The organism is Kitasatospora phosalacinea (assembly GCF_000716545.1).
Lineage (GTDB): Bacteria > Actinomycetota > Actinomycetes > Streptomycetales > Streptomycetaceae > Kitasatospora > Kitasatospora phosalacinea.
Genome location: NZ_JNWZ01000001.1, coordinates 182,816 through 209,256 on the forward strand (window position 1 = coordinate 182,816; position 26,441 = coordinate 209,256).

Annotated in this window: 25 protein-coding genes and 2 pseudogenes; 16 read left to right on the plus strand and 11 right to left on the minus strand. The window is 76.0% G+C overall.

Translation table 11 applies throughout. From position 1 onward, the window contains the following. The first annotated feature begins 522 nt into the window (after nucleotides 1-522). The 5 genes from OO48_RS00870 (at nucleotide 523) to OO48_RS00890 (ending at nucleotide 5,448) form a co-directional block, all read left to right on the plus strand. The gene (locus OO48_RS00870; protein ID WP_425338500.1) at nucleotides 523-2,247 is read left to right on the plus strand and encodes a sensor histidine kinase; all 1,725 of its coding nucleotides are present in this window, start codon (nucleotides 523-525) and stop codon (nucleotides 2,245-2,247) included. After that, on the plus strand, nucleotides 2,244-2,651 hold the full coding sequence (locus OO48_RS00875) for a roadblock/LC7 domain-containing protein (protein WP_081951833.1): 408 nt from the start codon (nucleotides 2,244-2,246) through the stop codon (nucleotides 2,649-2,651). Before OO48_RS00870 ends, OO48_RS00875 begins: the two co-directional genes overlap by 4 nt. Before the next feature lie 235 nt (nucleotides 2,652-2,886). Then, nucleotides 2,887-3,240 carry a DUF742 domain-containing protein gene (locus tag OO48_RS00880; RefSeq protein ID WP_033211732.1) on the plus strand — a complete coding sequence of 118 codons (354 nt, stop codon included), beginning with the start codon at nucleotides 2,887-2,889 and terminating at the stop codon, nucleotides 3,238-3,240. Further along, nucleotides 3,221-3,853 carry a GTP-binding protein gene (locus OO48_RS00885; protein WP_033211734.1) on the plus strand — a complete coding sequence of 211 codons (633 nt, stop codon included), beginning with the start codon at nucleotides 3,221-3,223 and terminating at the stop codon, nucleotides 3,851-3,853. Before OO48_RS00880 ends, OO48_RS00885 begins: the two co-directional genes overlap by 20 nt. 38 nt (nucleotides 3,854-3,891) lie before the next feature. After that, nucleotides 3,892-5,448 (plus strand): cytochrome P450, encoded by a 1,557-nt coding sequence (locus tag OO48_RS00890; protein ID WP_033211736.1) that lies wholly within the window; start codon nucleotides 3,892-3,894, stop codon nucleotides 5,446-5,448. A gap of 45 nt (nucleotides 5,449-5,493) precedes the next feature. Here the strand turns inward: OO48_RS00890 and OO48_RS00895 are convergent, their stop codons facing one another. Next, a complete protein-coding gene (locus OO48_RS00895; protein WP_033211738.1) occupies nucleotides 5,494-6,261 on the minus strand; it encodes a CTP synthase C-terminal region-related (seleno)protein in 768 nt (255 codons plus the stop codon). A 106-nt stretch (nucleotides 6,262-6,367) separates the two neighbouring features. Here OO48_RS00895 and OO48_RS00900 point away from each other — a divergent pair, with 106 nt between their 5' ends. Beyond that, a complete protein-coding gene (locus OO48_RS00900; RefSeq protein ID WP_033211739.1) occupies nucleotides 6,368-7,249 on the plus strand; it encodes a LysR family transcriptional regulator in 882 nt (293 codons plus the stop codon). Between the two features lie 184 nt (nucleotides 7,250-7,433). Continuing rightward, entirely contained in the window at nucleotides 7,434-7,727 is a 294-nt protein-coding gene (locus tag OO48_RS00905; RefSeq protein WP_033211740.1) for a DUF1330 domain-containing protein, read from the plus strand. A 173-nt stretch (nucleotides 7,728-7,900) separates the two neighbouring features. Here the strand turns inward: OO48_RS00905 and OO48_RS00910 are convergent, their stop codons facing one another. Then, a complete protein-coding gene (locus OO48_RS00910) occupies nucleotides 7,901-8,695 on the minus strand; it encodes a lytic polysaccharide monooxygenase (RefSeq protein ID WP_033211741.1) in 795 nt (264 codons plus the stop codon). Between the two features lie 630 nt (nucleotides 8,696-9,325). Here OO48_RS00910 and OO48_RS00915 point away from each other — a divergent pair. The 3 genes and pseudogenes from OO48_RS00915 (at nucleotide 9,326) to OO48_RS00925 (ending at nucleotide 12,722) form a co-directional block, all read left to right on the plus strand. Next, a complete protein-coding gene (locus tag OO48_RS00915) occupies nucleotides 9,326-10,447 on the plus strand; it encodes an LLM class flavin-dependent oxidoreductase (RefSeq protein WP_033211742.1) in 1,122 nt (373 codons plus the stop codon). Between the two features lie 62 nt (nucleotides 10,448-10,509). Continuing rightward, a pseudogene (locus OO48_RS41110) lies at nucleotides 10,510-10,770 on the plus strand (ABC transporter ATP-binding protein); the annotation flags it as partial. 134 nt (nucleotides 10,771-10,904) lie between these two features. Further along, the gene (locus tag OO48_RS00925; protein WP_157845359.1) at nucleotides 10,905-12,722 is read left to right on the plus strand and encodes a hypothetical protein; all 1,818 of its coding nucleotides are present in this window, start codon (nucleotides 10,905-10,907) and stop codon (nucleotides 12,720-12,722) included. A gap of 233 nt (nucleotides 12,723-12,955) precedes the next feature. Here the strand turns inward: OO48_RS00925 and OO48_RS00930 are convergent, their stop codons facing one another. The 5 genes from OO48_RS00930 to OO48_RS34785 form a co-directional block, all read right to left on the minus strand. Further along, nucleotides 12,956-14,347 (minus strand): uracil-xanthine permease family protein, encoded by a 1,392-nt coding sequence (locus tag OO48_RS00930; protein ID WP_033211746.1) that lies wholly within the window; start codon nucleotides 14,345-14,347, stop codon nucleotides 12,956-12,958. A 139-nt stretch (nucleotides 14,348-14,486) separates the two neighbouring features. Continuing rightward, on the minus strand, nucleotides 14,487-14,786 hold the full coding sequence (locus OO48_RS00935) for a hypothetical protein (protein ID WP_051731572.1): 300 nt from the start codon (nucleotides 14,784-14,786) through the stop codon (nucleotides 14,487-14,489). Between the two features lie 340 nt (nucleotides 14,787-15,126). Next, nucleotides 15,127-15,867, minus strand: coding sequence for a GAF and ANTAR domain-containing protein (locus OO48_RS00940; RefSeq protein WP_033211748.1), 741 nt, complete (start codon nucleotides 15,865-15,867; stop codon nucleotides 15,127-15,129). A gap of 37 nt (nucleotides 15,868-15,904) precedes the next feature. After that, nucleotides 15,905-16,636, minus strand: coding sequence for a GAF and ANTAR domain-containing protein (locus OO48_RS00945; protein ID WP_051731573.1), 732 nt, complete (start codon nucleotides 16,634-16,636; stop codon nucleotides 15,905-15,907). A gap of 252 nt (nucleotides 16,637-16,888) precedes the next feature. Then, on the minus strand, nucleotides 16,889-17,632 hold the full coding sequence (locus OO48_RS34785) for an STAS domain-containing protein (RefSeq protein ID WP_051731574.1): 744 nt from the start codon (nucleotides 17,630-17,632) through the stop codon (nucleotides 16,889-16,891). 161 nt (nucleotides 17,633-17,793) lie between these two features. Here OO48_RS34785 and OO48_RS00955 point away from each other — a divergent pair, with 161 nt between their 5' ends. After that, nucleotides 17,794-19,020: a PP2C family protein-serine/threonine phosphatase gene (locus tag OO48_RS00955; RefSeq protein ID WP_051731575.1), complete on the plus strand. Its 1,227-nt coding sequence runs from the start codon at nucleotides 17,794-17,796 to the stop codon at nucleotides 19,018-19,020. A gap of 454 nt (nucleotides 19,021-19,474) precedes the next feature. On the opposite strand, the gene OO48_RS00960 is transcribed toward OO48_RS00955, so the two are convergent. From OO48_RS00960 to OO48_RS00975, 4 genes are all read right to left on the minus strand, one after another. Continuing rightward, nucleotides 19,475-19,981: a hypothetical protein gene (locus OO48_RS00960; protein ID WP_033211750.1), complete on the minus strand. Its 507-nt coding sequence runs from the start codon at nucleotides 19,979-19,981 to the stop codon at nucleotides 19,475-19,477. 217 nt (nucleotides 19,982-20,198) lie between these two features. Beyond that, nucleotides 20,199-20,759, minus strand: a complete 561-nt coding sequence (locus tag OO48_RS00965) for a hemerythrin domain-containing protein (protein WP_033211752.1) — start codon at nucleotides 20,757-20,759, stop codon at nucleotides 20,199-20,201. A gap of 241 nt (nucleotides 20,760-21,000) precedes the next feature. Next, nucleotides 21,001-21,930, minus strand: a complete 930-nt coding sequence (locus OO48_RS00970) for a PfkB family carbohydrate kinase (protein ID WP_033211754.1) — start codon at nucleotides 21,928-21,930, stop codon at nucleotides 21,001-21,003. An 11-nt stretch (nucleotides 21,931-21,941) separates the two neighbouring features. Next, nucleotides 21,942-23,240 (minus strand): zinc-dependent alcohol dehydrogenase, encoded by a 1,299-nt coding sequence (locus OO48_RS00975; RefSeq protein WP_033211759.1) that lies wholly within the window; start codon nucleotides 23,238-23,240, stop codon nucleotides 21,942-21,944. 231 nt (nucleotides 23,241-23,471) lie between these two features. On the opposite strand from OO48_RS00975, the gene OO48_RS00980 reads away from it, so the two are divergent. From OO48_RS00980 to OO48_RS00995, 5 genes and pseudogenes are all read left to right on the plus strand, one after another. After that, complete coding sequence (locus OO48_RS00980) at nucleotides 23,472-23,885, plus strand: CBS domain-containing protein (protein ID WP_033211761.1); 414 nt, start codon at nucleotides 23,472-23,474, stop codon at nucleotides 23,883-23,885. A 79-nt stretch (nucleotides 23,886-23,964) separates the two neighbouring features. Then, a pseudogene (locus OO48_RS40530) lies at nucleotides 23,965-24,066 on the plus strand (hypothetical protein); the annotation flags it as partial. A gap of 155 nt (nucleotides 24,067-24,221) precedes the next feature. Then, nucleotides 24,222-24,422 (plus strand): DUF6098 family protein, encoded by a 201-nt coding sequence (locus OO48_RS40535; protein WP_280842383.1) that lies wholly within the window; start codon nucleotides 24,222-24,224, stop codon nucleotides 24,420-24,422. 57 nt (nucleotides 24,423-24,479) lie between these two features. Further along, nucleotides 24,480-25,574 (plus strand): carboxylate-amine ligase, encoded by a 1,095-nt coding sequence (locus OO48_RS00990; RefSeq protein ID WP_033211764.1) that lies wholly within the window; start codon nucleotides 24,480-24,482, stop codon nucleotides 25,572-25,574. Nucleotides 25,575-25,668: 94 nt separating this feature from the next. Continuing rightward, nucleotides 25,669-26,274, plus strand: a complete 606-nt coding sequence (locus OO48_RS00995; RefSeq protein ID WP_033211766.1) for a flavodoxin family protein — start codon at nucleotides 25,669-25,671, stop codon at nucleotides 26,272-26,274. Nucleotides 26,275-26,441 lie beyond the last annotated feature (167 nt).

Below are 26,441 nucleotides of genomic sequence, written 5' to 3' on the forward strand. Positions count from 1 at the left end.
GCCCCCTGCGGGGCTCTCCGCACTGCGCGTGCAGGGTGATCGGGCTGGTGAGGACGGCCATCGGCCCCAGGGGGGCGGGCCCCATGGAGTTGCCCTTGCCGGGGGCGCCGTCGGGCTTGGGGCGGCGGAGGTCGAACGGGCGGTCGCCGGATCCGGTCGTGGGGCTCGGAAGGGGGCGACCCGCCGGAGGGTGGAGCGGGCTGCCGGGGAAGCCGCCGACGCGGCTCTAGCACCATCGGTCGTGGACGGTCGGAGGTTTGCCGGAACTGCCGCTCGTCCGGGTGAATCGGGCGCTCGGGGCTACTGCGGGGGCGCGTGGTGAGACAAGCCTATGAGTCGGGCGCGGGGCGGTTCGCTCCGCTCCGCCGGGCCTCGCGCGAGCCCTCTACCAGGACAACTCTCCTGGGGGAAAAGAACACTGACGGACCGTCATATGCCTCGCGCACCGGCTATGCTGCTTCGCGCCCCGGGCCGCCGCACCGCCCGGCCCCGCCCGCCACCCGTCCCCCCGAGCGTATGAGGATGCTGATGCTTCGAGCCGGATCGTCACCAGACGGATCGTCTTCAGGAGGGCGGCTACCCGCGGCCGTGCTCGTCGGCCTGCTGCCCGCGGTGGTGATCGGCGCGGCCGTCGGCCTCGCCGCCGCCGGGGGCCCGGGCACGGCGACCTCGGGGATCATCTGGTGCGGCCTGGTGGGCGCCGCGGCCGTGGCGGCGGCGGGATTCGAGGCGGTGCGCCGGGGCCGCGCACTGGAGTGGACCCGCGAGGAGGCCGCCCGGCAGGACGCCGAGCACCGCCACCGCCTGGCCCGGCAGCAGGCCGGCATGCTCGAACTCGCCAGGAACGACCTCCCGCAGGCCGTCGCCCGGATGCAGGGCGGCGAGTTCATCACCGACGTGCTCCGCTCCTACGAGCGGCAGCACGTCAACAACGCCGGCGACGAGTTCCACGACTTCCGCCACGCCGTGCTGCGCGCCGTCCTGGACGCCGTCGACAACGAGGAGGCGATGCGCGAGTCCGCGCAGCGCGCCTTCGTCAACATCGCCCGCCGCGTCCAGGCCATCGTCCACCGCCAGGCCATCGACCTGCGCAAGATGGAGGACCGGCACGGCGACGACCCCGCCGTCTTCGACGACCTGCTGGTCATCGACCACGGCAACGCCCTGATCGGCCGCCTCGCCGACTCCATCGCGGTGCTCGGCGGCGCCCGCCCCGGCCGCCAGTGGAACAACCCCGTCCCGCTGTACAGCGTGCTGCGCGGCGGCATGTCCCGGATCCTCGACTTCCGCCGGGTCGAACTCCACCCGGTCTCCGAGGTCGCCGTCGTCGGCCCCGCCGTCGAACCGCTGATCCACGCGCTCGCCGAACTCCTCGACAACGCCACCCGCTACTCGCCGCCGCAGACCAGCGTCCACCTCACCGCCGTCGAGGTGCAGACCGGCATCGCCATCGAGATCGAGGACGGCGGCCTCAGCCTCGGCGAGGAGGGCCGCGCCCGGGCCGAGCGGATGCTCGCCGAGGCCGAGTCCGGCATCGACCTCAACGGCCTCGGCGAGACCCCCCGGCTCGGCCTCGCCGTGGTCGGCCGGCTCGCCCGCGCCTACGGGTTCCAGGTCTCGCTGCGCCCCTCCGCGTACGGCGGCGTGCGCGCCGTGCTGATCGTCCCCGACGTGTACATCACCACCGCGCCCGCTCCCAGCCGCGCCCACGGCATCGGCCGGATCGCCACCACCACCCCGCTGGCCTTCCCCTCGCACCCCGGGCAGCCCGACAGCGAGGCGTACCCGAGCGGCGCCGGCGGCTTCGCGGACACCCCGCCGCGCCCCCACCCCGCCACCGCGACGCACACCCCCGCCGGGGGCTTCGCGGCCGCCTCGGCCTTCCCGCGCGCCGTGCCCAACCACGCCCCCGCACCCGTCGGGCCCGGGCTCGCCGCCGTCCCGTACGAGGACGAGCCGCCCGTGGTCCTGGAGCGCACCGCGAACGGCCTGCCCCAGCGCCGCCGCCACGCCGCCCCGTCCCGCTTCGGCGCGGCCGCCCCCCGCACCCCTCAGCCGGCTCCGGAGCCGGCCCCGGCCCCGGTGGCGCAGGCCGCCCCGGTGCCGCAGACACCCGCCCCCGAGCCGGTCCAACCCGGCCTGTGGCTGGCCGCCTTCACCAACGGCGTCAACGGCACCGCGCCGTCCGCCGGGCAGGGCGGCCCCGGCCACGCCAGTGACGAAGCAGCAGGGAAAGGCGACAAGTGATTCAGCAACGGACCAACATGGACTGGATGCTCAGGGACCTCGCTGAGACGGTCCCGTGCATCCGGCACGTCATCGTCCTGTCGGCCGACGGCCTGCGGCTGGCCCAGCACGGCACCGACCCCGACACCGCGGACCGGCTGGCCGCCGCCTGCGCCGGACTGCAGAGCCTGGCCAACGCGGTCGGCCACGAGTTCCCGCACGGCGACGGGCGGATGCGGCTGGTGGTGATCGAGGTCGGCGGCGGGTTCTTCTACCTGATGGCGGCCGGCTCCCGGGCCTACCTGGCCGTCCTCGCCGACGAGGGCGTGGACGCCGGACTGGTCGGCCAGCGGATGCGCGACCTGGTCGCCCGGATCGGCGAGCACCTGACCACCCCCGTCCGCGGCAGCGAGCAGATCGCGTGATCCGCCCCGCCGCCGACCGGGCCGACCGCCGGGCCGCGTTACCCGCCGGCCGCGCGGGCACGCCCGTCCGCCCCGGGCGCGCCACGGCGACCGGCAGTGCCCGGGCGGCAGCGACCGCGGGAGAGGCCGCGGGAGAGACCGGAACGACCCGGGCGGTTCCGACGGCAGCGGCCGCCGGGGCGACCGGAACACCGCCGGCGCGCCGACCGGCCGCCGGCCACACCGAGGTGCGGGGATGAGCAACCAGGACTGGGCGAACGCCAACCCGGAGCGGCTGTACGTGATCAGCGGGGGGCGCGACCGCAAGTCCGCCACCGCCGGGTTCGACCTGGTCACGCTGGTCGTCGCCCGCGCCCGGCCCGAGCCCACCATGCAGCCCGAGCACGCCGCGATCCTGCGGATCTGCGGCTCCCCGCTGTCGGTCGCCGAGATCTCCGCCTACCTGCGGCTGCCGAACAGCCTGGTGACCGTCCTGCTGGCGGACCTGCTCGCCGAACGCCGGATCGAGGTCCGCGCCCCCGTCCCGCCGGCCGCCCTTCCCGACCTTTCCCTGCTGGAGGCAGTGATCCATGGACTTCAACGGCTCTGAGCCGCGCGGGCCGCGCGAGGCCGAGCTGCTCCCGGCGACCGTGGCCACCGCCGTCAAGGTCGTCGTCGTCGGCGGCTTCGGGGTCGGCAAGACCACCCTGGTCGGCGCGGTCAGCGAGATCCGCCCGCTGACCACCGAGGAGACCATGACCGAGGCCGGCGTCGGCATCGACGACCTGGCCGGGGTGGAGCGCAAGAACTCCACCACCGTCGCGATGGACTTCGGCCGGATCACCATCAGCGACGAACTGGTGCTGTACGTCTTCGGCACGCCCGGCCAGGAGCGCTTCTGGTTCCTGTGGAACGGCCTGTTCGAGGGCGCGCTCGGCGCGGTCGTGCTGGTCGACACCCGCCGCCTGGAGGTCTCCTTCGACGTGCTGGGCCGGCTGGAGGACCGGGGCGTGCCGTTCGTGGTCGCGCTCAACGCCTTCCCCGAGTCGCCCCGCTACCCCGTCGAGGAACTGCGCGCCGCGCTCGACCTGCCGCACCACGTGCCGATCGTGCACTGCGACGCCCGCTCCCGGGAGTCCAGCCGGGACGTGCTGATGGCCCTGATGCGCTACCTGTACGACCTCGCCGCCCAGCCCGCCGCGGCCGCCCAGCCGGTCGGCTGACGCACCGTCAATCCACCCCTTCGCCAACGGAGTCACCCGTGACGTACGAAGAGCACGCGTACCGGGGCGGGACCGTCCCGCCGCCCGGCTGCCCCGCCCACCGCACCGGCGGCGGGCCGCAGGGCGGCGAACTGCTGCGGCTGTTCGGCCCCGAGGCCGAGGCCGACCCGGCCGGCTTCTACGAGAAGCTGCGCGCCGAGCACGGCGAGGTGGCCCCCGTGCTGCTGCACGGCGACCTGCCCGCCTGGCTGGTGCTCGGCTACTCGGCCAACCTGACCGCGATGCGCACCCCGTCCAGGTTCTCCCGGGACTCGCGCCGCTGGACCGAGTTCCGGCAGGGCCGGGTCGCCCCCGACTCGCCGGTGCTGCCGGTGATCGCCTGGCAGCCGACCTGCTCCTTCGTCGACGGCGAGGAGCACCGCCGGCTGCGCACCGCCGTCACCGACGGCCTGGACCGCTTCGACCGGCGCGGCATGCGACGCTTCGTCACCCGGTTCTCCGACCAGCTGATCGCCGAGTTCGGCGACACCGGCCGGGCCGACCTGGTCTCCCAGTTCGCCGAGCACCTGCCGATGCTGGTGATGACCCAGCTCCTCGGCATGCCCGAGGAGTACGGCCCGCGGCTGGTCGAGGCCGCCCGCGACCTGGTCAAGGGCACCGAGACGGCCGTCGCCAGCAACGAGTACGTGGTCGAGTCGCTGCGCCGCACCGTGGAGCGCAAGCGCAGCGAACCCGGGCAGGACCTGGTGACCTGGCTGCTGCAGCACCCCTCCGGGCTGAACGACGAGGAGGTGCTGGAGCACCTGCGCTCGGTGCTGCTCGCCGCCAACGAGACCACCATCAACCTGATCTCCGAGACGCTGAAGATGGTCCTCACCGACAGCCGGTTCCGCGCCCACCTGTCCGGCGGCCAGATGACGCTGCCGGACGCGCTCGACCAAGTCCTGTGGGACTCGCCGCCGTTCATGCTGGTGCCGGGCCGCTGGGCGACCGGCGACACCGAGCTGGGCGGACGCGCGATCAAGGCCGGCGACATGCTGCTGCTCGGCGTCGCGGCGGGCAACGCCGACCCGGTGGTCCGGCCCGACCTGGACACCCCGCTGTTCGGCAACCGCTCGCACCTGGCGTTCGGCAGCGGCCCGCACGAGTGCCCCGGGCAGGAGATCGGCCGGGCGATCGCCGAGTCCGGCATCGACATCCTGCTGACCAGGCTGCCGGACATCCAACTCGCGGTTGAAGAGCACGAGTTGGTGTGGCGCGGGAACTGGATGTCGCGGCACCTGACCGAGCTGCCGGTCCGCTTCACCCCGCGCTCCGAGCTCCACCCGCAGCAGTCGGCCACGGCGGCGGCCGCGCCGTCGGTGCCCGCCGCGCCCTCGGTGCCGTCCGTGTCGTCCGGGCCGTCCGTGTCGTCCGGGCCGTCGAGGCCGACCGTGCCCGGCCCGCGGTCCGGGGCGCCCGCTCAGGTGCGGACGTCCGCCGCGCTGCCGGTCGCGTCGTTCGCGCCGTCGCCCCCGCCGCCGTCCGCGCCGCCCGCGGTGCCCCCGCAGCGGCGCGGGTGGTGGAGTTCGCTGCTGGCCCGGCTGCGGGGCTGAGAGCGCGCGGCGGGGCCTGCGTCCGTCGGGCTCCCGCCCGTCCCGTCAGACCTCCGCCCGGCCGGCTCCGGCGAGTCGGGTTCCGGCGTGGCGGGCGGCGGCGTGGCGGGCGGCCGCCCGGGCGAAGGCCCGGACGAACGGGTGCGGGCCCTCGTGCCCGGGGGACAGCTCGGGCTGGAACAGCGTCGCCAACCAGAAGGGGTGGGACGGCAGTTCGGCGACCCGGACCTCACCGTCCAGGTCGTGCCCGGTGAACCGCATCCCGTGCGCCCGCAGCGCCTCCAGGTACCCGGGGGCCAGCGTGTAGCCGCAGTTGTAGCGGGCGGTGGCCCGCTCCGCGCCCAGCAGCCGGTGCGCGGCCGAACCGGGCACCAGCCGGATCCCGCCCTCCTGCCGGTACAGCGAGCAGGACAGCGGGACGATCACCAACTCGTCCGCCCCGGGCTGCTGTTCGGCGTGCGCCGCTCCGGCGATGCCGCACGCGTGCCGGGCGAACTCCAGCACCGCGTGCTGGAACCCGCCGCACGTCCCCAGGAACGGCAGCCCCCGCTCCCGGGCGGTCCGGGCCGCCGTCACCGCCCCGGCCTCGCTCCGGTACGGGCTGCCCGGCACCAGCCACACCCCGTCGAACTCCGCCAACTCCTCGGCGTCCACCTCCGCCGTCCCCACCCAGTACGGCTCGACGGCGGGTCCGCCCGCCTCCAGCAGCGCGGCCAGCATCCGCGGCCCCCGCCGGTGCGCCGGGACGTGCGGGGAACGGTCGCCCACCAGGGCGACGCGGACGGTGCGGGTGGTGCTCTCTCCGGTCTCCATGACCGGCCATCCTGTCGGCGCCCCGCCCGGCCGGTCCAACGCGTGTTCCTGCTGGCCCATCAGCGCCCCTGATCGCCCCCTCCGGGGATGCGCGCACACTGGGGGCGTGGACTCGCACCTGCTCAAGACGCTCGTCACGGTGGCCAGGCTCGGCTCGTTCTCGGCCGCCGCCCTGGAACTCGGCTACACCCAGTCCGCGGTCTCGCAGCAGATCGCCGCGCTGGAGGGCGAGTTGGGTGCCCCGCTGCTGCACCGGCGGCCGGTCGCGCCGACCGCCGCCGGGGAGCGCATGGTCGAGCACGCCCGGCTGCTGCTGGAACGGATGGACGCGGCGCGGGCCGACGTGCGCCGGCTCTCCCTGCCCGAGCGGCCCGAACTCCTGGTCGCGCTCTCCCCGTTGGGCATGGACCCGGCCGTCGCCCGGGCCCTCGCCCGAGTGCGCGGGGCCGACCCGAGGGTGCGGATCAGGGTCCGGGTGCTGTCCCGGCGGGCGGTGGCCGCCGAAGTCGCCGCGGGCGGCTGCGCGATCGGCGTCACCGACGGGTACGCGGCCCCCGGCGGGCCGCTGGCGCTCGGCGACCTCGGCCCGGTCCGGCAGGCCGGGCTGGGCGAGCAGCCCTGCGCGGTGCTCGGCCCGGCCGGGCACCCGCTGCGCCGCCGCACCGCCGTCGACCTGGGCGAACTCTCCGACGCGAACTGGCTGGACGCGCCCGCCGTCGCCGCCCCGCTCACCGACCTGCGGGCGGTGGCCGGCGGCGCCTTCCCGACCGTCGCGGAGTACGAGGGCCACGACCCGGCCGCCCTGCTCACCCTCTGCGCGGCCGGCCACGGTCTGGCGGTACTGCCCCGGCCGCTGGCCGAGAGCACCGGCGCGACCGCCCTGCCCGTCCGCGCGCCCAGGTTGGCCCACCGCCGCGAGGTGCTCTTCCCCCCGACGCTGGACGCCCCGGCCCGGGCCTTCCTGGACGCGCTGCCGCGCGGGGCGTGAGCCGGGTGGTCCGGGCGGCGGCGCGGTGGCGCGGCGGCGCGGCGGCCACCGGCGACGGCGACGACGGGGAGGCACGGGCGCCGGAGTGTTCTCCGAGCCGCCCCCGGCGTCCCGCGGCTGGGTACGATCGATCCGAATCGCACGTCCGAAGCCGGACGTGCTCTTGCGAACACCGGGGGGTCCCGTGCCGAAGGGCTACTGGGTCAGCGTCTACCGCACCGTTTCGGACCCCGAGAAGCTGGCCGCCTACGACAGGCTGGCCGGTCCGGCCGTCCGGGCCGGTGGCGGCCGGGTCCTCGTCCGTGGCGGTCGGGTGGCCGTGCACGACGCCGGAATCGCCGAGCGCACCATCCTGGTCGAGTTCGACAGCTTCGAACAGGCCGTCGCGGCCCGCGAGAGCGCCGCCTACCAGGAGGCGCTGGCCGTGCTCTCCGACGGCGTCGAGCGCGACTTCCGCATCGTCGAAGGCACCGACTGACGGTCGGCGACCCGTCCGGCGGCCGGGAACGCGGGAGCCCCCGGCCACCGCCGTCGGGCGGGGCCGGTGGCGGTGGTCGGGGGCCCGGTGCGTTCCGGTGGCCGGGCCGGACGGCCCTCCCCCACAGGGGACCGTCGGCCGGTCAGCCGGGTCGCGGGGTGCCTGGTGGCTCGTCAGCAGGCGCCGAGGTCGTCCCAGACGCCCCACTGGCCGGTGGAGCCGGGCTGCTCGCCTTGGGTCCACCACTTGGAACGCCAGTTGTGGCCGCCGTAGGAGACGGTGGTGCCGCTGTTGTAGGTCGCGGTCGAGCTCCAGGGGGTAGCGGTGCAGGTACCGGTGCCGCCGGTGCCGCCGGTGGTGCCACCCGTGGTCCCGCCGGTCGTGCCACCGGTCGTGCCGCCCGTGGTCCCGCCGGTCGTGCCACCGGTCGTGCCGCCCGTGGTCCCGCCGGTGCCGCCGATGTTGACGTCGATGCAGGAGTAGAACGCGTTCGCGGTGTCCGAGACGTTCCACACCGCGAGGACCTTCTGGCGGCCGGTGAAGCTGCCGAAGTTGACGGTCTGGCTGAGGTCGGCCGGCGGCTGGGCGTTGTTGCCCGGGAACGTGGCGATCAGCTTGCTGCCGATGTAGTACTGCCAGTTCGAGGTGGAGTGCCGGGCGGTGAAGTGCCAGGTGAAGGTCTGGACGGAGGACACGTTGGTGACCTTCCAGCCCAGGTTGTCGTTGTCCAGCTCGGCGTACTCGGCGTGGCCGCCGGAGCAGCTGGTCAGGCCCTTCGGGCCCTCGACGCTCTGCGGCTCGTACTTGATCTGGCCGCAGCTGACCACGTTGTTGGCGCACTGGTCCTGACGGCTCGCCGGGTTGGTGACCCAGCCGTGGGCACTGGCGGTGCCCGCGGTCATGGTCATGCCGAGCAGCGGGGCGACCAGCGCGCCGACGACGGCGGTCACCTTTCTCTTGGTCTGCATGTGGGGTGCCTTCCTGATGTGGGGGTTCAGGTCCGCCCGGGGCCGCCGGGGTACGTCGGAGGCCGCCGTGGCGCGGTGGGGCGGACACGGGCGGTACTTCCTCGGTACGACCGGTACGACAGGTCGGGAGACGGCCATAGGTCTAGACCGGATACTACTGAGGGAGACGATAGCGACGTACGGGGCGCGGTCAAGTGGTTGAGCGAAATGTCCGTCTCCGGTGAGCGCGGTCCACCGGAGATCTGACCGAACGTCACCGGGGCCGTGCCGGAACGCGCGTGGGAACGAGCGCGTCGGCGAACCCGACACCAGGTGGACACCGTGACCACCATGCGGACCTTCCCTGACCCCGGCCGACCGGAACGTGGTAGCTTCCGGCGCATGTCGCAGCGCGTATTCCTCACCACCCGGGGTCACATCGACCTGCTCAGGGTGTGTTCCGCTGCCTGTCGCCGCGCCTGAGCGCCGCGACCCCCCGGCCCCGCCCGTACACCACCGCGCTCCCGCGTCCGCGCTCCCTCGTCCGCACACCCGCCCGCCCGTCCGTCCGCGTGCGGTGCCGCCGGTGCGCCCCCCGTCGCGGACGGGCTCCGCCCGCTGCCCTGGCCACCTCCGGAGAAGAGGACCCCCGTGTCTGCCGGCACCCCCGTGTTCCACTGGTTCCTGCCCACCGGCGGCGACGGCCGCGACCCCGGCGGCGTCACCGCCGTGCAGGGCCGCACCGGCGCCGCGACCCGCCGGCCCGCCGACGTCGGCTACCTGGCGCAGGTCGCCCGGGCCGCCGAGCAGGCCGGGTTCACCGCGCTGCTCGCGCCCGTCGGCCTCGGCTGCGTCGACCCGTGGATCCTGGCCACCGCGCTCACCCAGCACACCGGCCGGATCGGCTTCCTGGTCGCCTTCCGGGCCGGCTTCGCCAGCCCCACCCTGCTCGCCCAACAGGCCGACTCCTTCCGCCGGTTGGCCGGCGGCCGGCTCCGGCTGAACGTGGTCACCGGCGGCGACCCGGCCGAACAGCGGGCCTACGGCGACCACCTGGCCCACGACGAGCGCTACGCCCGCACCGACGAGGTGATGGCCGCGCTGCGCGACCTGCTGGACGGCAAGCGCGTCGACCGGCACGGCGAGCACCTGCACCTGACGGACGCCCGGCTCGTCGACCCCGCCGTCGAGCACCCCGTCCCGCTGTACTTCGGCGGCGCCTCGCCCGCCGCCGAACAGGTCGCCGCCCGCCGCGCCGACGTCCAACTGCTGTGGGGCGAACCGCCGGCGGCGATCGCCGAACGCATCACCCGGCTGCGCGCGATCGCCGCCGGACTGGGCCGCACCCTGCGCTACGGGCTGCGGCTGCACGTGATCAGCCGGGACACCGCCGAGCAGGCCTGGGCCGAGGCCGACCGGATCCTGTCCGGCATCGACCCGGCGGCCGTCCGCGCCAGCCAGGACCGGTTCGCCGCCATGGACTCCACCGGCCAGGCCCGGATGACCGCCCTGCACGGCGGCGGCACCGCCACCGCCCGCGACCTGCTGGTCGCCCCCAACCTGTGGGCCGGCATCGGCCTGGTCCGGGAGGGCGCCGGCACCGCCCTGGTCGGCTCGCACGACGAGGTCGCCGCCCGGCTCGCCGAGTACCGGGCCCTGGGCATCGACGAGTTCGTCCTCTCCGGCTACCCGCACCTGGAGGAGGCGTACCGGGTCGGCGAGGAGGTCGTCCCCCGGGTGCGCGCCCTGCTCGCCGAACGGGACGCGGCGTGAGCGCGACGAGCCCGGCCGCGGGCCCCCGGCAGCGCCTCGCCGAGGCGCTGCGCTGGACGGCGCTGCGCACCCTGCCGCCGCCGGCCTACCTGAGCCTGCTGGTGATCTGGTTCGGCATCGACGAGTCGCCCAAGGTCTGGCTGCTGCTGATCGCCGCCCTGCCGCCGGTCGCCGCCGCCACCGCCGCCGCCGTCCGCGGGGTGCCCGGCGACCTGCCCCGGGACGCCGCCACCGACCCGGCCGCGCTGCGCGGCACCCCCGAGTTCGCCCGGTTGCGCGGCGAGCTGTCCCGCACCCTGCGGGAGGCCGCCGCGTCCGGCTGACGGCCCGTCACGGCACGCTCCCGCCCGACGTTCCCCGCCGCCCGTCCCGGGGGCCCGTGAGGCTTGCCGGGCGGGCGCGGCGGGAAGGACACGGCCGGGGGCCTGCGGGAGCGGGCCGGGGGAGGGGAACGGGGATGGCGCGCACACGGGTCCGCGGAGTGTGGCGGAACGCACTGCTGGGGCTGGCCGTCTGGTGGCTGTGGCTGCCGCTGCTGGCCTTCCTGGTGTGGTTCGTCAAGCACGTCGTGTTCGGCGGCTTCGGCCAGCAGGACCAGAGCTACCGGCTGCTGATCGAGCGCCAGTTCTTCCCGCGCGGCGGCCCGCTGGACGCCGCGCCGCTGTTCTGGATCTGCGTGGCGGTCGGCTTCGCGGTCAGCACCGTCGCGGTCCGGTACGTCGCGGAGGAGTCCGGGACGGGGCACGGCCGCTGGCGGGCGCGGCTGGCGACGGCCCTGGTGGTGCTGGCCGTGCTCGGCTCGCTGCTGCGGGCCGGCGCCGGCCTGTGGGACGACGACAAGGACGCGGGCCGGTTCTACGCCCGCTCCACCGTGCTGGACGTTCCGGCCGGCGGCGCGGCCACCCCGCGCTCGGTGCTGCCCGTCACCGAGCACGGCCGCCCCGGCGACGGGCAGCGCTGCGACCTGGTCGGCACCTCGGACGTCCCCGCCTGCGTCAAGACCGCCCCGATGCCGGACTTCGACTTCGAGGCCCGCACCGCCTCGTACGCCGCCGCCGCCAAGGCGCTCACCGACAGCGCCGGCCTCACCTCCGGCGTCCACCTGCTCGGCCACAGCCTGCACTACCTGCCCGGCGCCGCCGACGGCGCCGGCTCCTGGACGGCCGTGCTGGACGGCTCCGGCGAGCAGCCGATGGAGGGCGTCGCGGTCTGGGACGGCAGCTCCAACGCGGTGGCCTCCTGCGGTTTCCACGGCGACCACGCCTTCGGGCGGGCGTTCGACGGCACCGGCGCGGTCAGCCTGCGCAACCTGCTCGCCGAGCGCTACCCCGGTCTGGTCTACAGCGACCAGGACGTCTGGGGCTACTGCGACGGCCCCGACGTCCGCACCGCGCAGCCCGTCGTCGTCATCTCGGTGGCCAGGCAGACCGGTTGGAAGCAGCGCACCGTCCTCGCCCCGGCCGGCGTCCTGGTGCTCAAGGGCTCCGCCGACGGCCGCCCCGACATCGCCTACCGGCCCACCGCGGCCCCCGGCGACCTGCCCGGCGCGGTCTACCCGGCCTCGGTGGTCCGCTCCCAGATCCACGAGGTGCAGTGGCTCGGCGGGCGCGGCGCCAAGGACGACCGGAACTTCGGCTACGACCACACCTCGGCCGCCGCCAACGCCACCAACCCGGGCGAGTTCCTGCTCCGCTCCAAGGCCGACGGCCACCTGTACTACGTGACGCCGCTGGTGCCCCGGGAGAGCTCCTCCCAACTGGTGGTCGCCTTCGCCGTCCTGCAGGCCGACCGGGTCGGCGACGGCCTCAACGACCTGCACGTGTACGTCCGCGCCGACGACGCGCCCGCCGTCAACCTGGACGTGCTGGCCAGCCGGATGGTCTCCTACATGGCCCAGCAGACCTCGATCACCATCAGCGTCGGCGAGAACGGCGCGCTCCAGGAGATCATCCCGTTCGGGCACGACAGGTGGCGCGGCTTCGTCGACTTCAACGGCCAGACCCAGGACTACATCGACCTCTCGGGGGACGCCACCGTCACCCCCAACCTGGTCTCCCTGCGCGGCCCGATCACCCCGCCGGGCGGCCAACCGCAGACCTCCCCCGACCCGCGGCCCACCGCGACGCCCACCGTCCCGGCCGCCCCCGCCACCGGCTGCGGCGGCGACCCGGCGCAGCTGAGCGACCGCCAACTCGCGGACTGCATCGCCGAGTTGTCCCGCACCCTGCAGGGCCGGCTGCCGGACCGGGCCGCGCCGTCGGGGGAGGCCCGGTAGCGCCGGGGAGCGCGTCCGCGCCCGGGCGGGCCGCCGGTCCTCCGGCACCGGGGCCGACCCGCTACCCGCTCATCCGCCGGCGCCGGCACCGAGCCCGGCCGCCTCGCCCTGCTGCGCGCCCACGAACAGCGCGTCCTCGGCCAACTCGCCGAACTGCGGCGCTCCTTGGACATCATCCGGCACAAGGTCGCGGTGTACGAGGACTACCTCGACGGCCTGGCGGACTGAACCCGCTACCCCCGGTCGTCGTCGTAGGCGCTGGTGCCCTCGTCCAGCAGCGGGCCGTCCGCGGCCGGATCCGACTTCAGGTGGGCGGGGGCCAGCGCGCGCAGGCCGTGGTAGCCGAGCAGGACGACCAGGGTGCCCAGCGCGATGCCGCCGAGCTCGAAGTCGTCGGTGAACTTCAGCGTCACGTTGCCGATGCCGATGATCACGCCCGCCGCGACCGGCACCAGGTGCAGCGGGTTGGTCAGGTCCACCCGGTTGTGGATCCAGATCTGCGCGCCCAGCAGGCCGATCATGCCGTACAGGACGACGGTGATGCCGCCCAGCACCCCGCCCGGGATCGCCGCGACCACCGCGCCGAACTTCGGGCACAGGCCGAACAGGACGGCGAAGCCGGCCGCGCACCAGTACGCCGCCGTCGAGTACACCCGGGTCGCCGCCATCACGCCGATGTTCTCCGCGTACGTGGTCGTCGCCGGACCGCCCACCGCCGTGGACAGCACCGTCGCCGCGCCGTCCGCCATGATCGCGGTGCCCATCCGGTCGTCCAGCGGGTCACCCGTCATCTGCGAGACCGCCTTCACGTGCCCGGCGTTCTCCGCGATCAGCGCCACCACCACCGGCAGCGCCACCAGGACCGCCGAGGCCGAGAAGCTCGGCGCGTGCAGCGAGGGCAGGCCGATCCAGTCCGCCTTGCCGACGCCCGACAGGTCCAGGCGCCAGTGCTCGGTGGCCGGGCCGCCGCCCACCGAGGAATCGATCTTCCCGAAGACCCGGTCGAACAGCCAGGAGACCGCGTACCCGAACACCAGCCCCAGGAAGATCGCGATCCGCGACCAGAACCCGCGCAGCACGACGAGGGCGAGGGCCGTGAACGCCATCACCAGCAGCGCCGTCCACTGGTCCTGCGGCCAGTACGTCCCCGCCGTCACCGGCGCCAGGTTGAACCCGATCAGCATCACCACCGCGCCGGTGACCACCGGCGGCAGCACCGCGTGGATCACCCGCGCCCCGAACCCCTGCACCACCGCCCCGCACGCCGCCAGCACCGCGCCCACCACCAGCAGCGCGCCCGTCAGCGTCGCCGCGTCCCCGCCCTGGCTCCTGATCACCGCCGCCACACCCACGAACGACAGGCTGGAGCCCAGGTAGGAGGGGATCCGGCCCCGCGTCACCAGCAGGAAGAACACCGTCGCCACACCCGACACCATCACCGCGAGGTTCGGATCCAGCCCCATCAGGACGGGCGCCACGAACGTGGCCCCGAACATCGCCACCACGTGCTGCGCCCCGAGCCCGACCGTCCGCCCCCAGGACAGCCGCTCGTCCGGCCGCACCACCGCCCCGGGCCGCGGCGAGCGCCCGTCCCCGTGCAGCTTCCACCCGAACCCGACCTTCATGCCGTTCCCTGTTCCACTCGACCGGACCGCCCCCGAAGCGGACTCCGGGACCACGCGCTGACCGCACCATGATCCCCCGGCCGCGGGGCAGGAGGTTCGAGGGGAGCCGGTGTCGGTTCCCGCGGTCTCCCGCTCCGGGTCAGGCCCCCGAGGCGCCGATCTTCTCGTTGGCGAGGCGGACGAGGTCCCCCGCGAAGGCGTCCCGGACCCGGCCGAAGAGGTCGGTCACGATCACGCCGTCCGCGCGGAGGTAGCACTGACACACGCCGAGCCGTCCGGCCAACCGGCGCCAGGAGAAGGCGATGCCGTAGATCACCAGCGGGATCCCCACCACGATCGCGGCCTTCACCAGGGCGTTGTCCGGCCGCATCACCACCAGCCCGACGAGCAGCACCACGCAGAACACCAGGACGAACCGTCGCCCGAGCTGCCAGAGCACCCCCGGGATGCCGATGACGGAAGAACTCCGGTGGAGCGCACCGAAATCGGGCCCCCGAACCTGCCGTGCCATGCCGAACCCCCACCCTGGCCGCAGAGCCGACCGGCGCGACCGCCGGGCCCCGGCGCCCACTATTCAAGGAGCGTCGGACAGTTGGCAAGACTCCCCGTGGCGACGTCCCGCGAACCGGGCCCGGCCGCCGGCCGGTAACTGGGCTCGGCCCACCGCCCGGGACACGTCCGCGGGCGTCTCGTACTCGAGGTGGCCGGCCACTTCCGCCGAGAGGCCGTCGGAGCCGGGCCGGGGGCCGGAACCTTCCGGCCGCTGGGCGTCCGGTGCGTCAGGCGGGGGAGTCGGTGGGGGAGAGGACGTGGTGCGCGGGGATCTCGCGGTTGACGAGCTTCCCGGCGAGGAGGCTGAGCCCGCCGTCGCCGTTGTTCCGGGAGTGGCTGCGCAGCAGCAGGTCGGCCTGGTCCATGGTCAGGCCGCCGCTCTCGGCCAGGATGCCCTTGGCCCGTTCGATGAGGGAGCGGGTCCGCAGGGTGTGGGCGATCCCCTCCCTGACCCGCGACGGCGCGTTTCCGGCACCGTGCTGGAGCAGGGCGATCACGGCGAGGTCGGCGAGGGTCTGCGCCCTGAGCATGTCGGCTCCCGGCGCGCCGCCGACCTCGGTGTCGAACAGGTTGAGGGTGCCCACCACGGTGCTGCCGGCGCGCAGCGGGAGCGCCCGGACGGAGGCGTAGCCCGCCTGCCGCGCGGCGGGGGCGAAACGCGGCCACCGGTCGTCCGCGGCGCCGAGCTCGACGCCCGCGACGGCCCGACCGGTGCGGGCGCAGTCCACGCAGGGACCTTCGTCCAGGCTCGTCTGGAAGGACTCCAGCCGGCGGACGGCGTCGCTGGAATAGGCGACGTCGCGCAGGGAACCGTCCGCGTCCACGACCACGATGCCCGCCCCGGCGGCCGAGCACAGGGTGACGCAGTACTCCGTGACCCGGGTCAGGACCTCGGCGAGGTCGAAGTCGGTGACCAGCGACTCGGTGAGGCCGGCGAACGCCTCGTCCTGGCGCCTCTCCGGTTCCATGGCCACCTCCGCTTTCCCTGCCAACGCTACGCCCCTTCTACGGCTGTCGGTCATTGTCCGTCCGGTCGTCGGTGAAGCGCAGCCGCCGGGCGACGACCTCGCGCGCGAGGTCCCCCACCGACGCGCCCTCGGTGAACGCCTTCGCCCGGAGACGGGCCAGGGCGGTGTCGGCCGGGGCGTCGAGCTGCACCATGATCATGCCGACGGCCTGGTCCACCTCCACGCCGTCCGCCCCCGGCCGGTCGAGCCACGAGGGGAGCCCGGGGGCCTCCTCGAAGGCGGCGATCAGGGCGAGGGTGCTGGTGTCGACCGCGATCCGGACGGCGGCCAGGTCCTCCTGGCGGAACGGCGCCCCGTGGTGGCGGTGGAGGCTGAGCACGCCGAACGGGCTGCCGTGCAGTCGCAGGGGGGAGGCGAGGATCGTGGCGATGCGGGGCGGGGCGCTCGGCAGGGTGGAGGCGAGGACGGGCCAGCGGTCGCCGCCCGGCCCCGCGAGGTCGTAGGCCAGGACCGGCCGCCCCGTGCGGAGGGCCTCGACGGAGGGGCCCTCGCCCAGGGTGAACTGGAGTTCCTCCGCGGAGGCGGCCGCGCCGTCGCTGGCGAACAGGGCGTGCGGCGGGGCGTCGTGGTCGCCGGTCAGGGCGATGGCGGCGCCTGCGACGGGCAGCGCCTCGACGCAGGCGGCGCACAGGCGGTCGGGGAGGGGCGTGCCGTCCTCGCGGGCGACGGCGTCCGCCAGGATGCGACCCGTACGGGCCTGCTCACTCATGCCACCACCCTGATCGCGTCCTCCGGCCCGCCCGGCCCCGGAACGACCCGGTCGCCGCCGTCCGGTACCGATGGTACGGGCGCCCCGTGCCCGGGGCGCGCACCTCCCGCCAGGCCGCGCCCCCGCACCGGGGCCCTCCCGGACGGGCGGGCCGGAGGGCTGGGCCCGCGGCGCGCCGGGTCGGGGACGCCCCGTTCCGGCGACGGCCGCGTGCGGGCGGGCGGCGGTCCGGCCCCGCCGTCCCTCTCCACGTCACGCTCTCCGTCTCCCCGCGACGGCCGGCGGTCCGGAGCCCGTGACGGCGGTGAGCCCGCCGACGATCTCCCGGGCCACCTGGGCCTCGCTCCGCCCGGTGCGCCGCGCGCGGGCCGACAGCACGGCCCCGGCGACGTCCGGGCTCACGCCCGAGACCTCGGCGAGCACGCCCTTGGCCCGTTCGACCGCCGTGCGCGCGGCCGGCCGCCGGACGACGGCCGCGCCGTCGGCCCCGAGCGGGACGCGCACGGTCGTGCAGCCGACGGCGACGGCCCGCCGCCCGGTCGCCCCGACCCGTGCGCGGTGGCGCCGCAGGAGCTCCGCGCGGCCGCCCGCCCGGACGCGCCCGGGCCGGGGCGGGGCGGCCGGCCCCGAGCGGGCGGGCCGGGGCGGGAACAGGACGTCGAGCGTTCCGGTCAGGTCGAGCAGGCGGAGCACCGCCGGACTGCATCCGCTCACGGTCAGGCACCGGCCGGTGCTGCCCGCCCTGCGGCGGAGTTCGAGCAGGACGTTGAGACAGGCGCAGTCGCAGAAGGACACCCCGGACAGGTCCAGGGCCAGGGAGCGCCGACTCGCGCGCAGCCCCGACCGCAGCGCCCGGTGCAGCTCCGGCGCGCTGTCGGTGTCGACGGCCCCCCGGACCACGACACCGGTGGCGCCGGGACGGACGTGCCGCTCGACGACGAGCCGCGCACCGGCGCCGGAACCGGGGGACGCGTGGTTCCGCGCTCGTGGCCTCATGGCTGCTCCTTCCGGCAGCTGGTACCCCTTCCAGCATGGTTCGGCCCGTACGGCCGGTCAACGCCTGGCCCGGGCACGCCGCTCCCGGACTGCCGGGGCGGCCCTCCCCGGAGTAGCGTCGGTGGCGGAGCGGGCGCGGCGTGCCGGGCGGAGGTGGCCGGATGGATGTCGACGGGTCGGGCGCCGCCGGGCGGGCGCCGCACGGTGGTGGCGACGCGGTCCTGGGCGCGGTGCTCGCGGAGGTGCTGGCGGCCTCGCACCGGACCGCCCCGCAGGAGGTCCCCGCCCTGGTGGCGGGCGCGGCGCGGGCGCTCGGCCTGGGCGGTGCGGAGGTCTTCCTGGCCGACCTGCAGCAGCGGCTGCTGGTGCCGCTGCCCGATCCGGAACTGCGGCAGCCGCCGGACGCGCTGCACGTCGACGGCACGCTGGCGGGCCGCGCCTACCGCACCAGGCGGGTCGAGACGTCCGCCGGACCGCCGGGGACGGGGTGGGTGCCCCTGGCCGACGGGGTCGAGCAGATCGGCGTGCTGCGCGTCGGCGCGCACGTCCCGCCGGGGCCGCTGCTGGACCGCGCCCGCGCCCTGGCCTCCCTGGTGACCCTGCTCGTCGTGTCGAAGTCCGCCGTCGGCGACGTCCTGGTGCGCACCGTCCGGACCCGCCCGATGAGCCTGCAGTCGGAGCTGCTGTGGGCGTTCACGCCGCCCCGGACCATCGGCACCCGCAGCGTCACCTCCAGCGCCGCCCTGGAGCCCGCCTACGAGGTGGCCGGGGACGCCTTCGACCACAGCCTGGCCGGCGACCTCCTGCACCTGACCGTGGTCGACGCGATGGGGCACGACCTCGCGTCCGGCGGGGCGAGCGCCGTCGCCCTCGCCGCCTGCCGCGCCACCCGCCGCGCGGACGGCACGCTCGCCGACATCGCCGAAGCGATCGACACGACGCTGACCCGCTGGATCCCGGACCGGCTGCTGACCGCGGTGATCGCCGACCTCGACACCGCCACCGGGCACCTGTCCTGGGTCAACTGCGGCCACCCGCCGCCGCTGCTGATCCGCGCCGGCCGCATCGTCCCCGGCGCGCTGGAGCGGCGGGCGCACATTCCGCTCGGCATCGAGGAGCACCACCGGCCGGTGCCCGTCCACCACGCCCGCCTGCAGCCCGGTGACCGCCTCCTCGTTCACACCGACGGCGTCACCGAGGCCCGGTCCGCCGACGGCGACCTGTTCGGCGAGCAGCGCCTCGTCGACACCGTCGTCCGGGCCACCGCCACCGGCCACCCGGCACCCGAGGCCCTGCGCCGGCTCATGCACGCCCTCCTCGCCCACCGCGACCACGACCTGCGCGACGACGCCACGGTGATGCTCGTCGAATGGCACCCCGAACGGTGAGGACCGCCCGGGCCGCCCGTCCCCGGCCACCGGCCACCGGCCAGGAGTCGGGACACCGCACGCGGTCGCACGGGCGTCGGCGGGTACGCGCCGACCGGAGTGAACCGCTTCCGCCGGTCCGGGAGACACGATGCCGACCCGACGCGAACTGCTCGTCCCCCGACAGATCGAGGAAGACCTCGTCCGCGACCGCCACCCGGCCCGGGCGCCGGCCCGCCGCCGGCTCCTGGCCTGCCGGTGGTGGCGCCCCCGCTTCCTCGCGGCCCTGCTCGCGCTCCTCGTCCCGACCGGCAGGACCGCGGGGATCGCGGTGTGGGTGCTCCGCTGGGCCCTCGTCGTCCTGCTGCTGGTGCGCATCGCCGTACTGGACCGCTCCCGGGGCCGTCGCCGAGCCCCCGTGCCCCCGACCGTTCCGGCCCGGGCGGAGGACGGGACCCGGGCCGTGCCGGCGGTGTCAGGCGGGTTCGGCGCCTTGGACGCCCAGCGCCGCCAGGAGGGCGGTCCGGTGCAGGCCGGCGACGGCGTCGGTCAGGTCGGGGTGGCGCAGGAGGGCGGTGGCTCCGGCGCCGTGGGTGCCCGGGTCGGTGAGGCGGCGCAGGGCGCCGGTGCGGTGCTCGGTCGCGTCGAGGGCCCGGTGGGCGGTCCCGGCCAGGTCGGGGTCGGCCAGGAGGCAGGCGGCCCAGCTGACGACGGTCTCGTCGACCCAGGTCCGCCACGCGGTGTCGTCGGGCCGGGGATCGCAGCCGGTCAGCCCGTCCAGTCGGCCGGATCCGCCCGGGCCGAGGAGGTCCAGCAGTTGCCCGTCGATCGCGGTCGGGTAGCGCAGGGCCGCGGCGAGGGCGGCGGCCTGCCGGGCCTGGGCCTCGGCCAGGGCGCGGCTGAGCGCGCCCGGCGGCGGCGGGTAGGCGTTCAGGAGCCAGCGGGCGGACGCGGCTATGACGGGGGTGAGGTCGGCGGGCACGGCGTGAGTCCCTCGCGGAAGGCGCCCGCCGGTGCCCGGGACGGGCGGCGTGCGAGCTGTCGGCACGGGGCCGCGCTGCCCCGTTCGTGGCCGATCAGTGTAGGCCGCGGCCCCCGCCCCGCGGCATGACCTCCGTCACGGGCCGGGCCCGGACGGCTTCGGGGCCGCGCCGTGCGGCGCGGCCCCGAAGCCGGAGTGCCGCCGGTGGCGGTCCGGTTCAGGACTTGCCGCGGCCGGTGACGAAGTCGCGGGCCCGGTCGACCAGGCCCGCGCCCGGGCCCAGGAGCTTGCTGGCCGTGGGGGTGTTCGGCGTGGAGGGGTGCGGCCGGGTGGGTGCCACGGCCTTGGCCCGGCGGATCTTGTCCCCGAGGTCGTCGAGCGCCTCGGCGGAGCACGCCTGGCGCAGCATCGGGAAGAGGTTGTCCTCCTCGTCCCGGACGTGCTCGGTGACCTCGTCCATGAGCCGCTGCAGCAGCGGGCCCGTCCGCGGGTCGTCGGCGTCGGCCCCCTCCAACTCCTTGAGGATCTCCTCGACCCGGTCGTGATCCTGGATCTCCTTGTCCGCGAGCCGGTCGCCGCCCGGGACGTGCTCGCGCACCGCCGGGTAGAGGTACTGCTCCTCGGCCACCGAGTGCCGTACCAGCTCGATGGTGACCTCGTCGACCAGGTCGCGCAGCTCCCGGCCGCCGCCGGTGGTCGCCTTGATCCGGCCGAACATCTCCTCCACCTCGCGGTGGTCGGCCGTCAGTTCCTCGATCACGTTCCCGCCGTGCCCCATCGCACACCAGCCTCTCGTCGGTCGTCTCCGGGCCGGATCCGTCCCGCGCCCGGCCGGCAGTGATTCCCCCGGAGGGCGGGACGTGCGGGCGCGCCGCGCGCACATCACCCGATCGGAGAGGCGCGCGGACGCGTCGGCGAGCGGGTCCGGCGGTGGGTCCGGCACGGGGAACCGCCCGCCCGTCCCGGGGACGCCGCGGCGGTCCCGCTCCCCGGCTGCGGAGCGGGAACGCGCCCGGGGCTCAGGAGCCGGCGGCGGCGCTCGCCACCGCGGCCGACCCGGACAGGTCGGGGCGTCCGCCGAGGCGTTGGACGGTGGCACCGGCGGCGGCCGCGGCCAGCCGGCCCGCGGACACCGGGTCGGCGCGGCGCCGCAGCGCGGCGACCAGGCCCGCGACGAAGGCGTCCCCGGCGCCGGTCGGATCGGTCACGGGCACGTCCGCCAAGGGGAGGAGGTGCTCGCCGTCCGGCCACACCAGCAGGTCGCCCGCACCGGGAACGGCGAGGGCGACCAGGGCGGGACCGGCGCCGAGCAGGCGGCGGCCCAGCGCGCGGGCGTCCCGGACGGAGCCGACGGGCCGGTCCGCGAGCAGCTCCGCCTCGGTGGCGTCGGCACGCAACACGTCGACCAGGGACAGCAGTTCGTCGCGGACGGCCGGGTCGGGCGCGCCGTCCGCCACCACCCGCGCGCCGTGCTGCCGGGCGCGGCGGGCGGCGGCCAGGAGGGTGGCCGGGGGCTGCTGGAGTTGCAGGGAGACGGTGTCGGCGTCCGCGAAGGCCGGGCGGGCCCGTTCGAGGTCCGCGACGGTGACGAGGCCCTCCGGCGGGACGTCCTCCAGCAGCCGGCGGCTGCCCGGCGCGTCGACGAGGTCGACCAGCAGGGCGGTCCGCCCGCGCCGGGCGACCGAGGCGGTGCCGATGCCGTCCCGGCCGGCCTGCCGCAGCACCGCGGCGCCCGCGTCGTCCTCGCCCACCACGCCGACCAGGTGCACCGGCACGCCCAGCTGGGCCAGACCGACCGCCTGGTTGGCACCCTTGCCGCCCAACCCCTCCCACCGTTCCCCGACACCGGCCGACCCGCCGGCCTCCGGCAGCCCGTCCGCCCGCAGCACCAGGTCCCGTCCGACCTGCCCGACCACCACGACGCACGACCCGCGCTCCCGCCCGTCCACGGCGGCCGTCCTCAGCCCGCCGACCCGGCGGCGCCCGTGCCGGCGGTGGTGGCGGCGCCGGTGCCCGCGTTCCCGCCCAGGCCGGGGGCCACCGAGCCGGGGCCGCCGAGGCCCAGGGAGACCTTGGTCCAGCCGGGCTCGCGGCGGTCGAAGGACTCGTAGGCCGCGACGGCGTCCTGGACGTCCGCCCAGCGGGTGGTCAGCGGCGTCGGGTCCAGGGCGCCGGTGGCGACCAGGGACACCAGGTGCGGCAGGTAGCGGCGGTGGTGGCAGTTGCCGGTCCTCAGTGTGAGGTTCTTCATGAACGCCTCGCCGAACGGGTAGTGCTCCACCTGCGGCGGATAGACCCCGACCGTGCCGATCGTCCCGGCCTTGGCGACGGCCTGCACGGCCCAGCGCGCGGCCTGGGTCGGCGCGTCGCCGGGCACCCAGGTCCGCCCGTGCGGGTCGCGCTCCGGAGCGGCCTCGTCCCGCTCCCGGTCGAACCGCTCCCGCTCCTCGGCGCTCGGGGCGGCCGGGCCGCGCGCGGGCCGCTGGGCGTCCACGCCGACGGCGTCGACCACCCGGTCGACGCCGATGCCTCCGGTGAGTTCGCGGATCGCCTCCACCGGGTCCTCCGCGTTGAAGTCGACGGTCTCCGCGTGCTGGCGGCGGGCCAGCTCCAGCCGGTCGGCGATCCCGTCGACCACCAGGATCCGGCCCGCCCCGCGGAGACGGGCGCAGGCCACCGCGGCCTGGCCGATCGGTCCGGCACCGAACACCGCCACGGTGTCACCGGCGCCGACCTCGGCGAGCTCCGTCCCGAACCAGGCGGTGGGGTAGACGTCGGACAGCAGGATCGCCTGCCCGTCGTCGACGGTGTCGGGCAGCGGCACGAGGCCGACGTGCGCGAAGGGCACCCGCGCGTACTCGGCCTGCAGTCCGTCCAGTCCGCCGGCGGCCTCGGGGCCGCCGAAGAACACCGTCCCGGCCAACGGGCCGCCGGGGTTGGCCCGGTCGCACTGGGCGTAGGAGCCGGCCCGGCAGTAGCCGCAGGTACCGCACGCCACCGTGGAGGGGATGACGACGCGGTCGCCCGGCCGCAGGTTGCGCACCCCCGGGCCGACCTCCTCGACGACGCCCACCGCCTCGTGCCCCAGCACCCTGCCCTCCTTCATCCCGGGCATGGTGCCGCGGACGAAGTGCAGGTCCGTTCCGCAGATCGCGGACGTGGTGATCCGCACGATCGCGTCGTACGGGTCCCGGATCCCCGGCTCGGGCACGTCCTCCAGCCCGATGTCCCCGACGGCGCGCCACACGACGGCCTTCATGTCCTCGTCTCCTTTCGTCCGCCGCGATCGGGGGCCGCACGACGTCCGGCCCGGACCGCGCCTGCCCGACGCGTCGGACGGCGAAACGGCGGCTCCGTCGGGGCGGAAGCGGGAGACCCCGGCGGCCGGTCCCGACGCCGGAAAGAGCCGGGCGGCGGATGCATGACCGGGCGGCACCTGGGCAGCCGCCCGCCGAGGGGGGAGGTTCCGGAAACGAGGAGGAGGATCGAGATGACGACCGCTCGCGAGATCATGACCGAGGGCGCCGAGTGCGTCGGCGAGCAGGAGTCCGTCCTGGAGGCCGCGGAGAAGATGACCCGGCTGGGCGTGGGCGCGCTGCCGATCTGCGGCACCGACGACCGGCTCAAGGGCGTGCTGACCGACCGCGACATCGTGGTGAAGGTGCTCGGCGCGGGCAAGGACCCCGGGCAGGTGAAGGCCGGTGACCTCGCCCAGGGTGAGGCCGTCACCATCGGCGCCGACGACGAGGCGGGCGAGATCCTGCGCACCATGGGCTCCCACCAGGTGCGGCGCCTGCCCGTCATCGACGGGCACCGCCTGGTCGGCATCGTCGCCCTGGCCGACGTGGCCCGCGCGCTGCCCGACGCCAAGGTCGGCGACGTGCTGGAGGCCATCTCCGCCTGACCCCGGCCACCCCGGCCCCGGCCGGGCGACGACCACCGCCCGGCCGGGGCCGGACCCCGCACGGAAGCGTTCCGGCACCATGACGCCCTTCCCCCATCCCGACATCACCAGCCTGGACGAGCTCGCCGACCTCCTGCGCACGCACGGGGACGGACGGCTGTACGTGCGCTGGTCCCGCGGCCCCGAGGCCGACCTCGCGGACGGCACCGGCAGCCTGGACGAGCTGACGCCCTTCCCCCATCCCGACATCACCAGCCTGGACGAGCTCGCCGACCTCCTGCGCACGCACGGGGACGGACGGCTGTACGTGCGCGCCGCCTGTACGACTACTGCCACCTGCGGCGCGACAAAGCGCCCGGCGTCCACCCCTGGATCCTCACCGGCACCGAGACCGCCCGCGGCCCCGACAACGAGCCCCTCCTCACCGAGGTCCGCCCGCTGGCCCGCGTCAGCGAGGACGTCATCGCCGAGGCGCACCGCGAGATCACCCACCAGCCGGGCCGGTGGGGGCCCATGCGCCGCACCGCGGACGGGTGACCGGCGACGCGGGCCCGCCGCGCGGTTGCCGCCCCCGCGCCCGGGTACGCGCGGGCCGTGCTGACCATCGGTGTGGAAGAGGAGTACCTGCTCGTCGACCCCGTGACCGGAGTCCCGGTCACCCGGGCGGCCGCCGTGCGCGAAGCGGCCGGCCTGCACCCGGTGCTCGACGAGGGCGAGGTCCAACCGGAGCTGCTCCAGGCCCAGTTGGAGGTCGCGACCCCGGTCTGCCGGGAACTCGACGAGGTCGGGGGCCACCTGCTGCGGCTGCGGCACGCCCTCGCCGAAGCGGCGCAGCAGTGCGGGTGCCTGCCGGCCGCGTCCGGGACCGCGCCCTTCACCGACCGGGAACCGGTGCCGGTCACCCCGTCGCCCCGCTACCGGCAGATGCGGCAGGACGCCCCGGCGCTCATCGACGAACAGCTGATCAACGGCATGCACGTCCACGTCGGAGTGCCCGACCGGGAGGCCGGTGTCGTCGTGCTGAACCGGTTGCGGCCCTGGCTCCCGGTCCTGACCGCGCTCGCCGCGAACTCACCGCTGTGGCGGGGCGCCGACACCGGGTTCGCGAGCTGGCGGACGATCGTGTTCGGCCGCTGGCCGGTCAGCGGGTGCCCGCCGCCCTTCGCCGACGCCGCGGACTACGACCGCCGCATCCGCACGCTCGTCGACGGCCGCCTCGTCCGCGACACCGGCCAGCTCTACTGGCAAGCCCGCCTGTCCGAGCGCTACCCCACCGTCGAGGTGCGGGCGATGGACGTCCAGCTCAGGCCGGACGAAGCGGTGGTCCTGGCCGGGATCGTCCGCGGCCTGGCCGCCCGCGCCCTGCAGCCGGGGTCGGACGGCGGGTGCGCCGACCCGCTGCCCGAACTGCTGAGGAGCGCGGACTGGCACGCGGCGCGGTACGGCAGCACCGAGGAGCTCTTCGACCCCCTCGCCGGCCGGTTGCGCCGGGCCGAGGACACCGTCCGCGCGCTGCTCGGCCACGTGGAGGCGCAACTCGACCGGTCCGGGGACCGCCGCCTGGTCACCGCCGGCCTCGAACGCCTCTTCCGGCACGGCAACGGGGCGGTGCGCCAGCGTGCGGAACTGCGCCACGGCGGCCGCGCCGGACTGACCGGGATGATCACCGAGGAGACCGCCGGCAGGTGACGGCGCGGACCGGGGTCGGGGCGTCCCGACGCCACCCGGGTGGACCGGACGGCCGCCGGGCCTGGTGACCCGGCGGGCGGGGTACGCGTCGGCCATGCGCGCACTCATCGTCAACTGCACCCTCAAACCCTCGCCCGAACCGTCCAACACCGAGGCCCTCGCCTCCCACGTCGCCCGTGCCCTGGCCGAACGCGGGGTGGAGGTCGGCACCGTCCGGGTCGTCGACCTGGACATCCGGCCCGGCGTGAAGACCGACATGGGCGACGGCGACCAGTGGCCGGAGGTCCACGAGCGGTTGCTCGCCGCCGACATCCTGGTCGTCGCCTCGCCGACCTGGGTCGGCAGGCCGTCCTCGGTCGCGCAGCGCGTCCTGGAACGGATGGACGCGATGCTCTCCGAGACGGACGACGACGGCGTCCCCGTCGCGTACGGGAAGGTGGCCGGCGTGGTGGTGACCGGCAACGAGGACGGCGCCCACCACGTCATCAGCGAGATCTGCGGCGGCCTGGTCGACATCGGCTACACGATCCCCGCCCAGGCATGGACGTACTGGCACCTCGGCCCGGGGCCCGGCCCCGACTACCTGGACGACGAGAAGGGCCACGACTGGGCACACAGCACGGGCCGCACCATGGCCGCGCACCTGCACCACGTCGCCTCGGCGCTCGCCGCCCGCCCCTGGCCCGCCCCCGCGCAGTGACGACGGGCACCGCCGCCACCCGCCGCGCCCCGAGCCCGACCGTCCGCCCCCGGGGCAGCCGCCCGTCCGGCTCCACCGCCGCGGACCACCCGTGCCGCCGCCCGTCCGCCCGCGCGGACCGCCACCGCCCGGTACCCGGCGGGTTCTGGGCGCTGCCGGGGACGTGA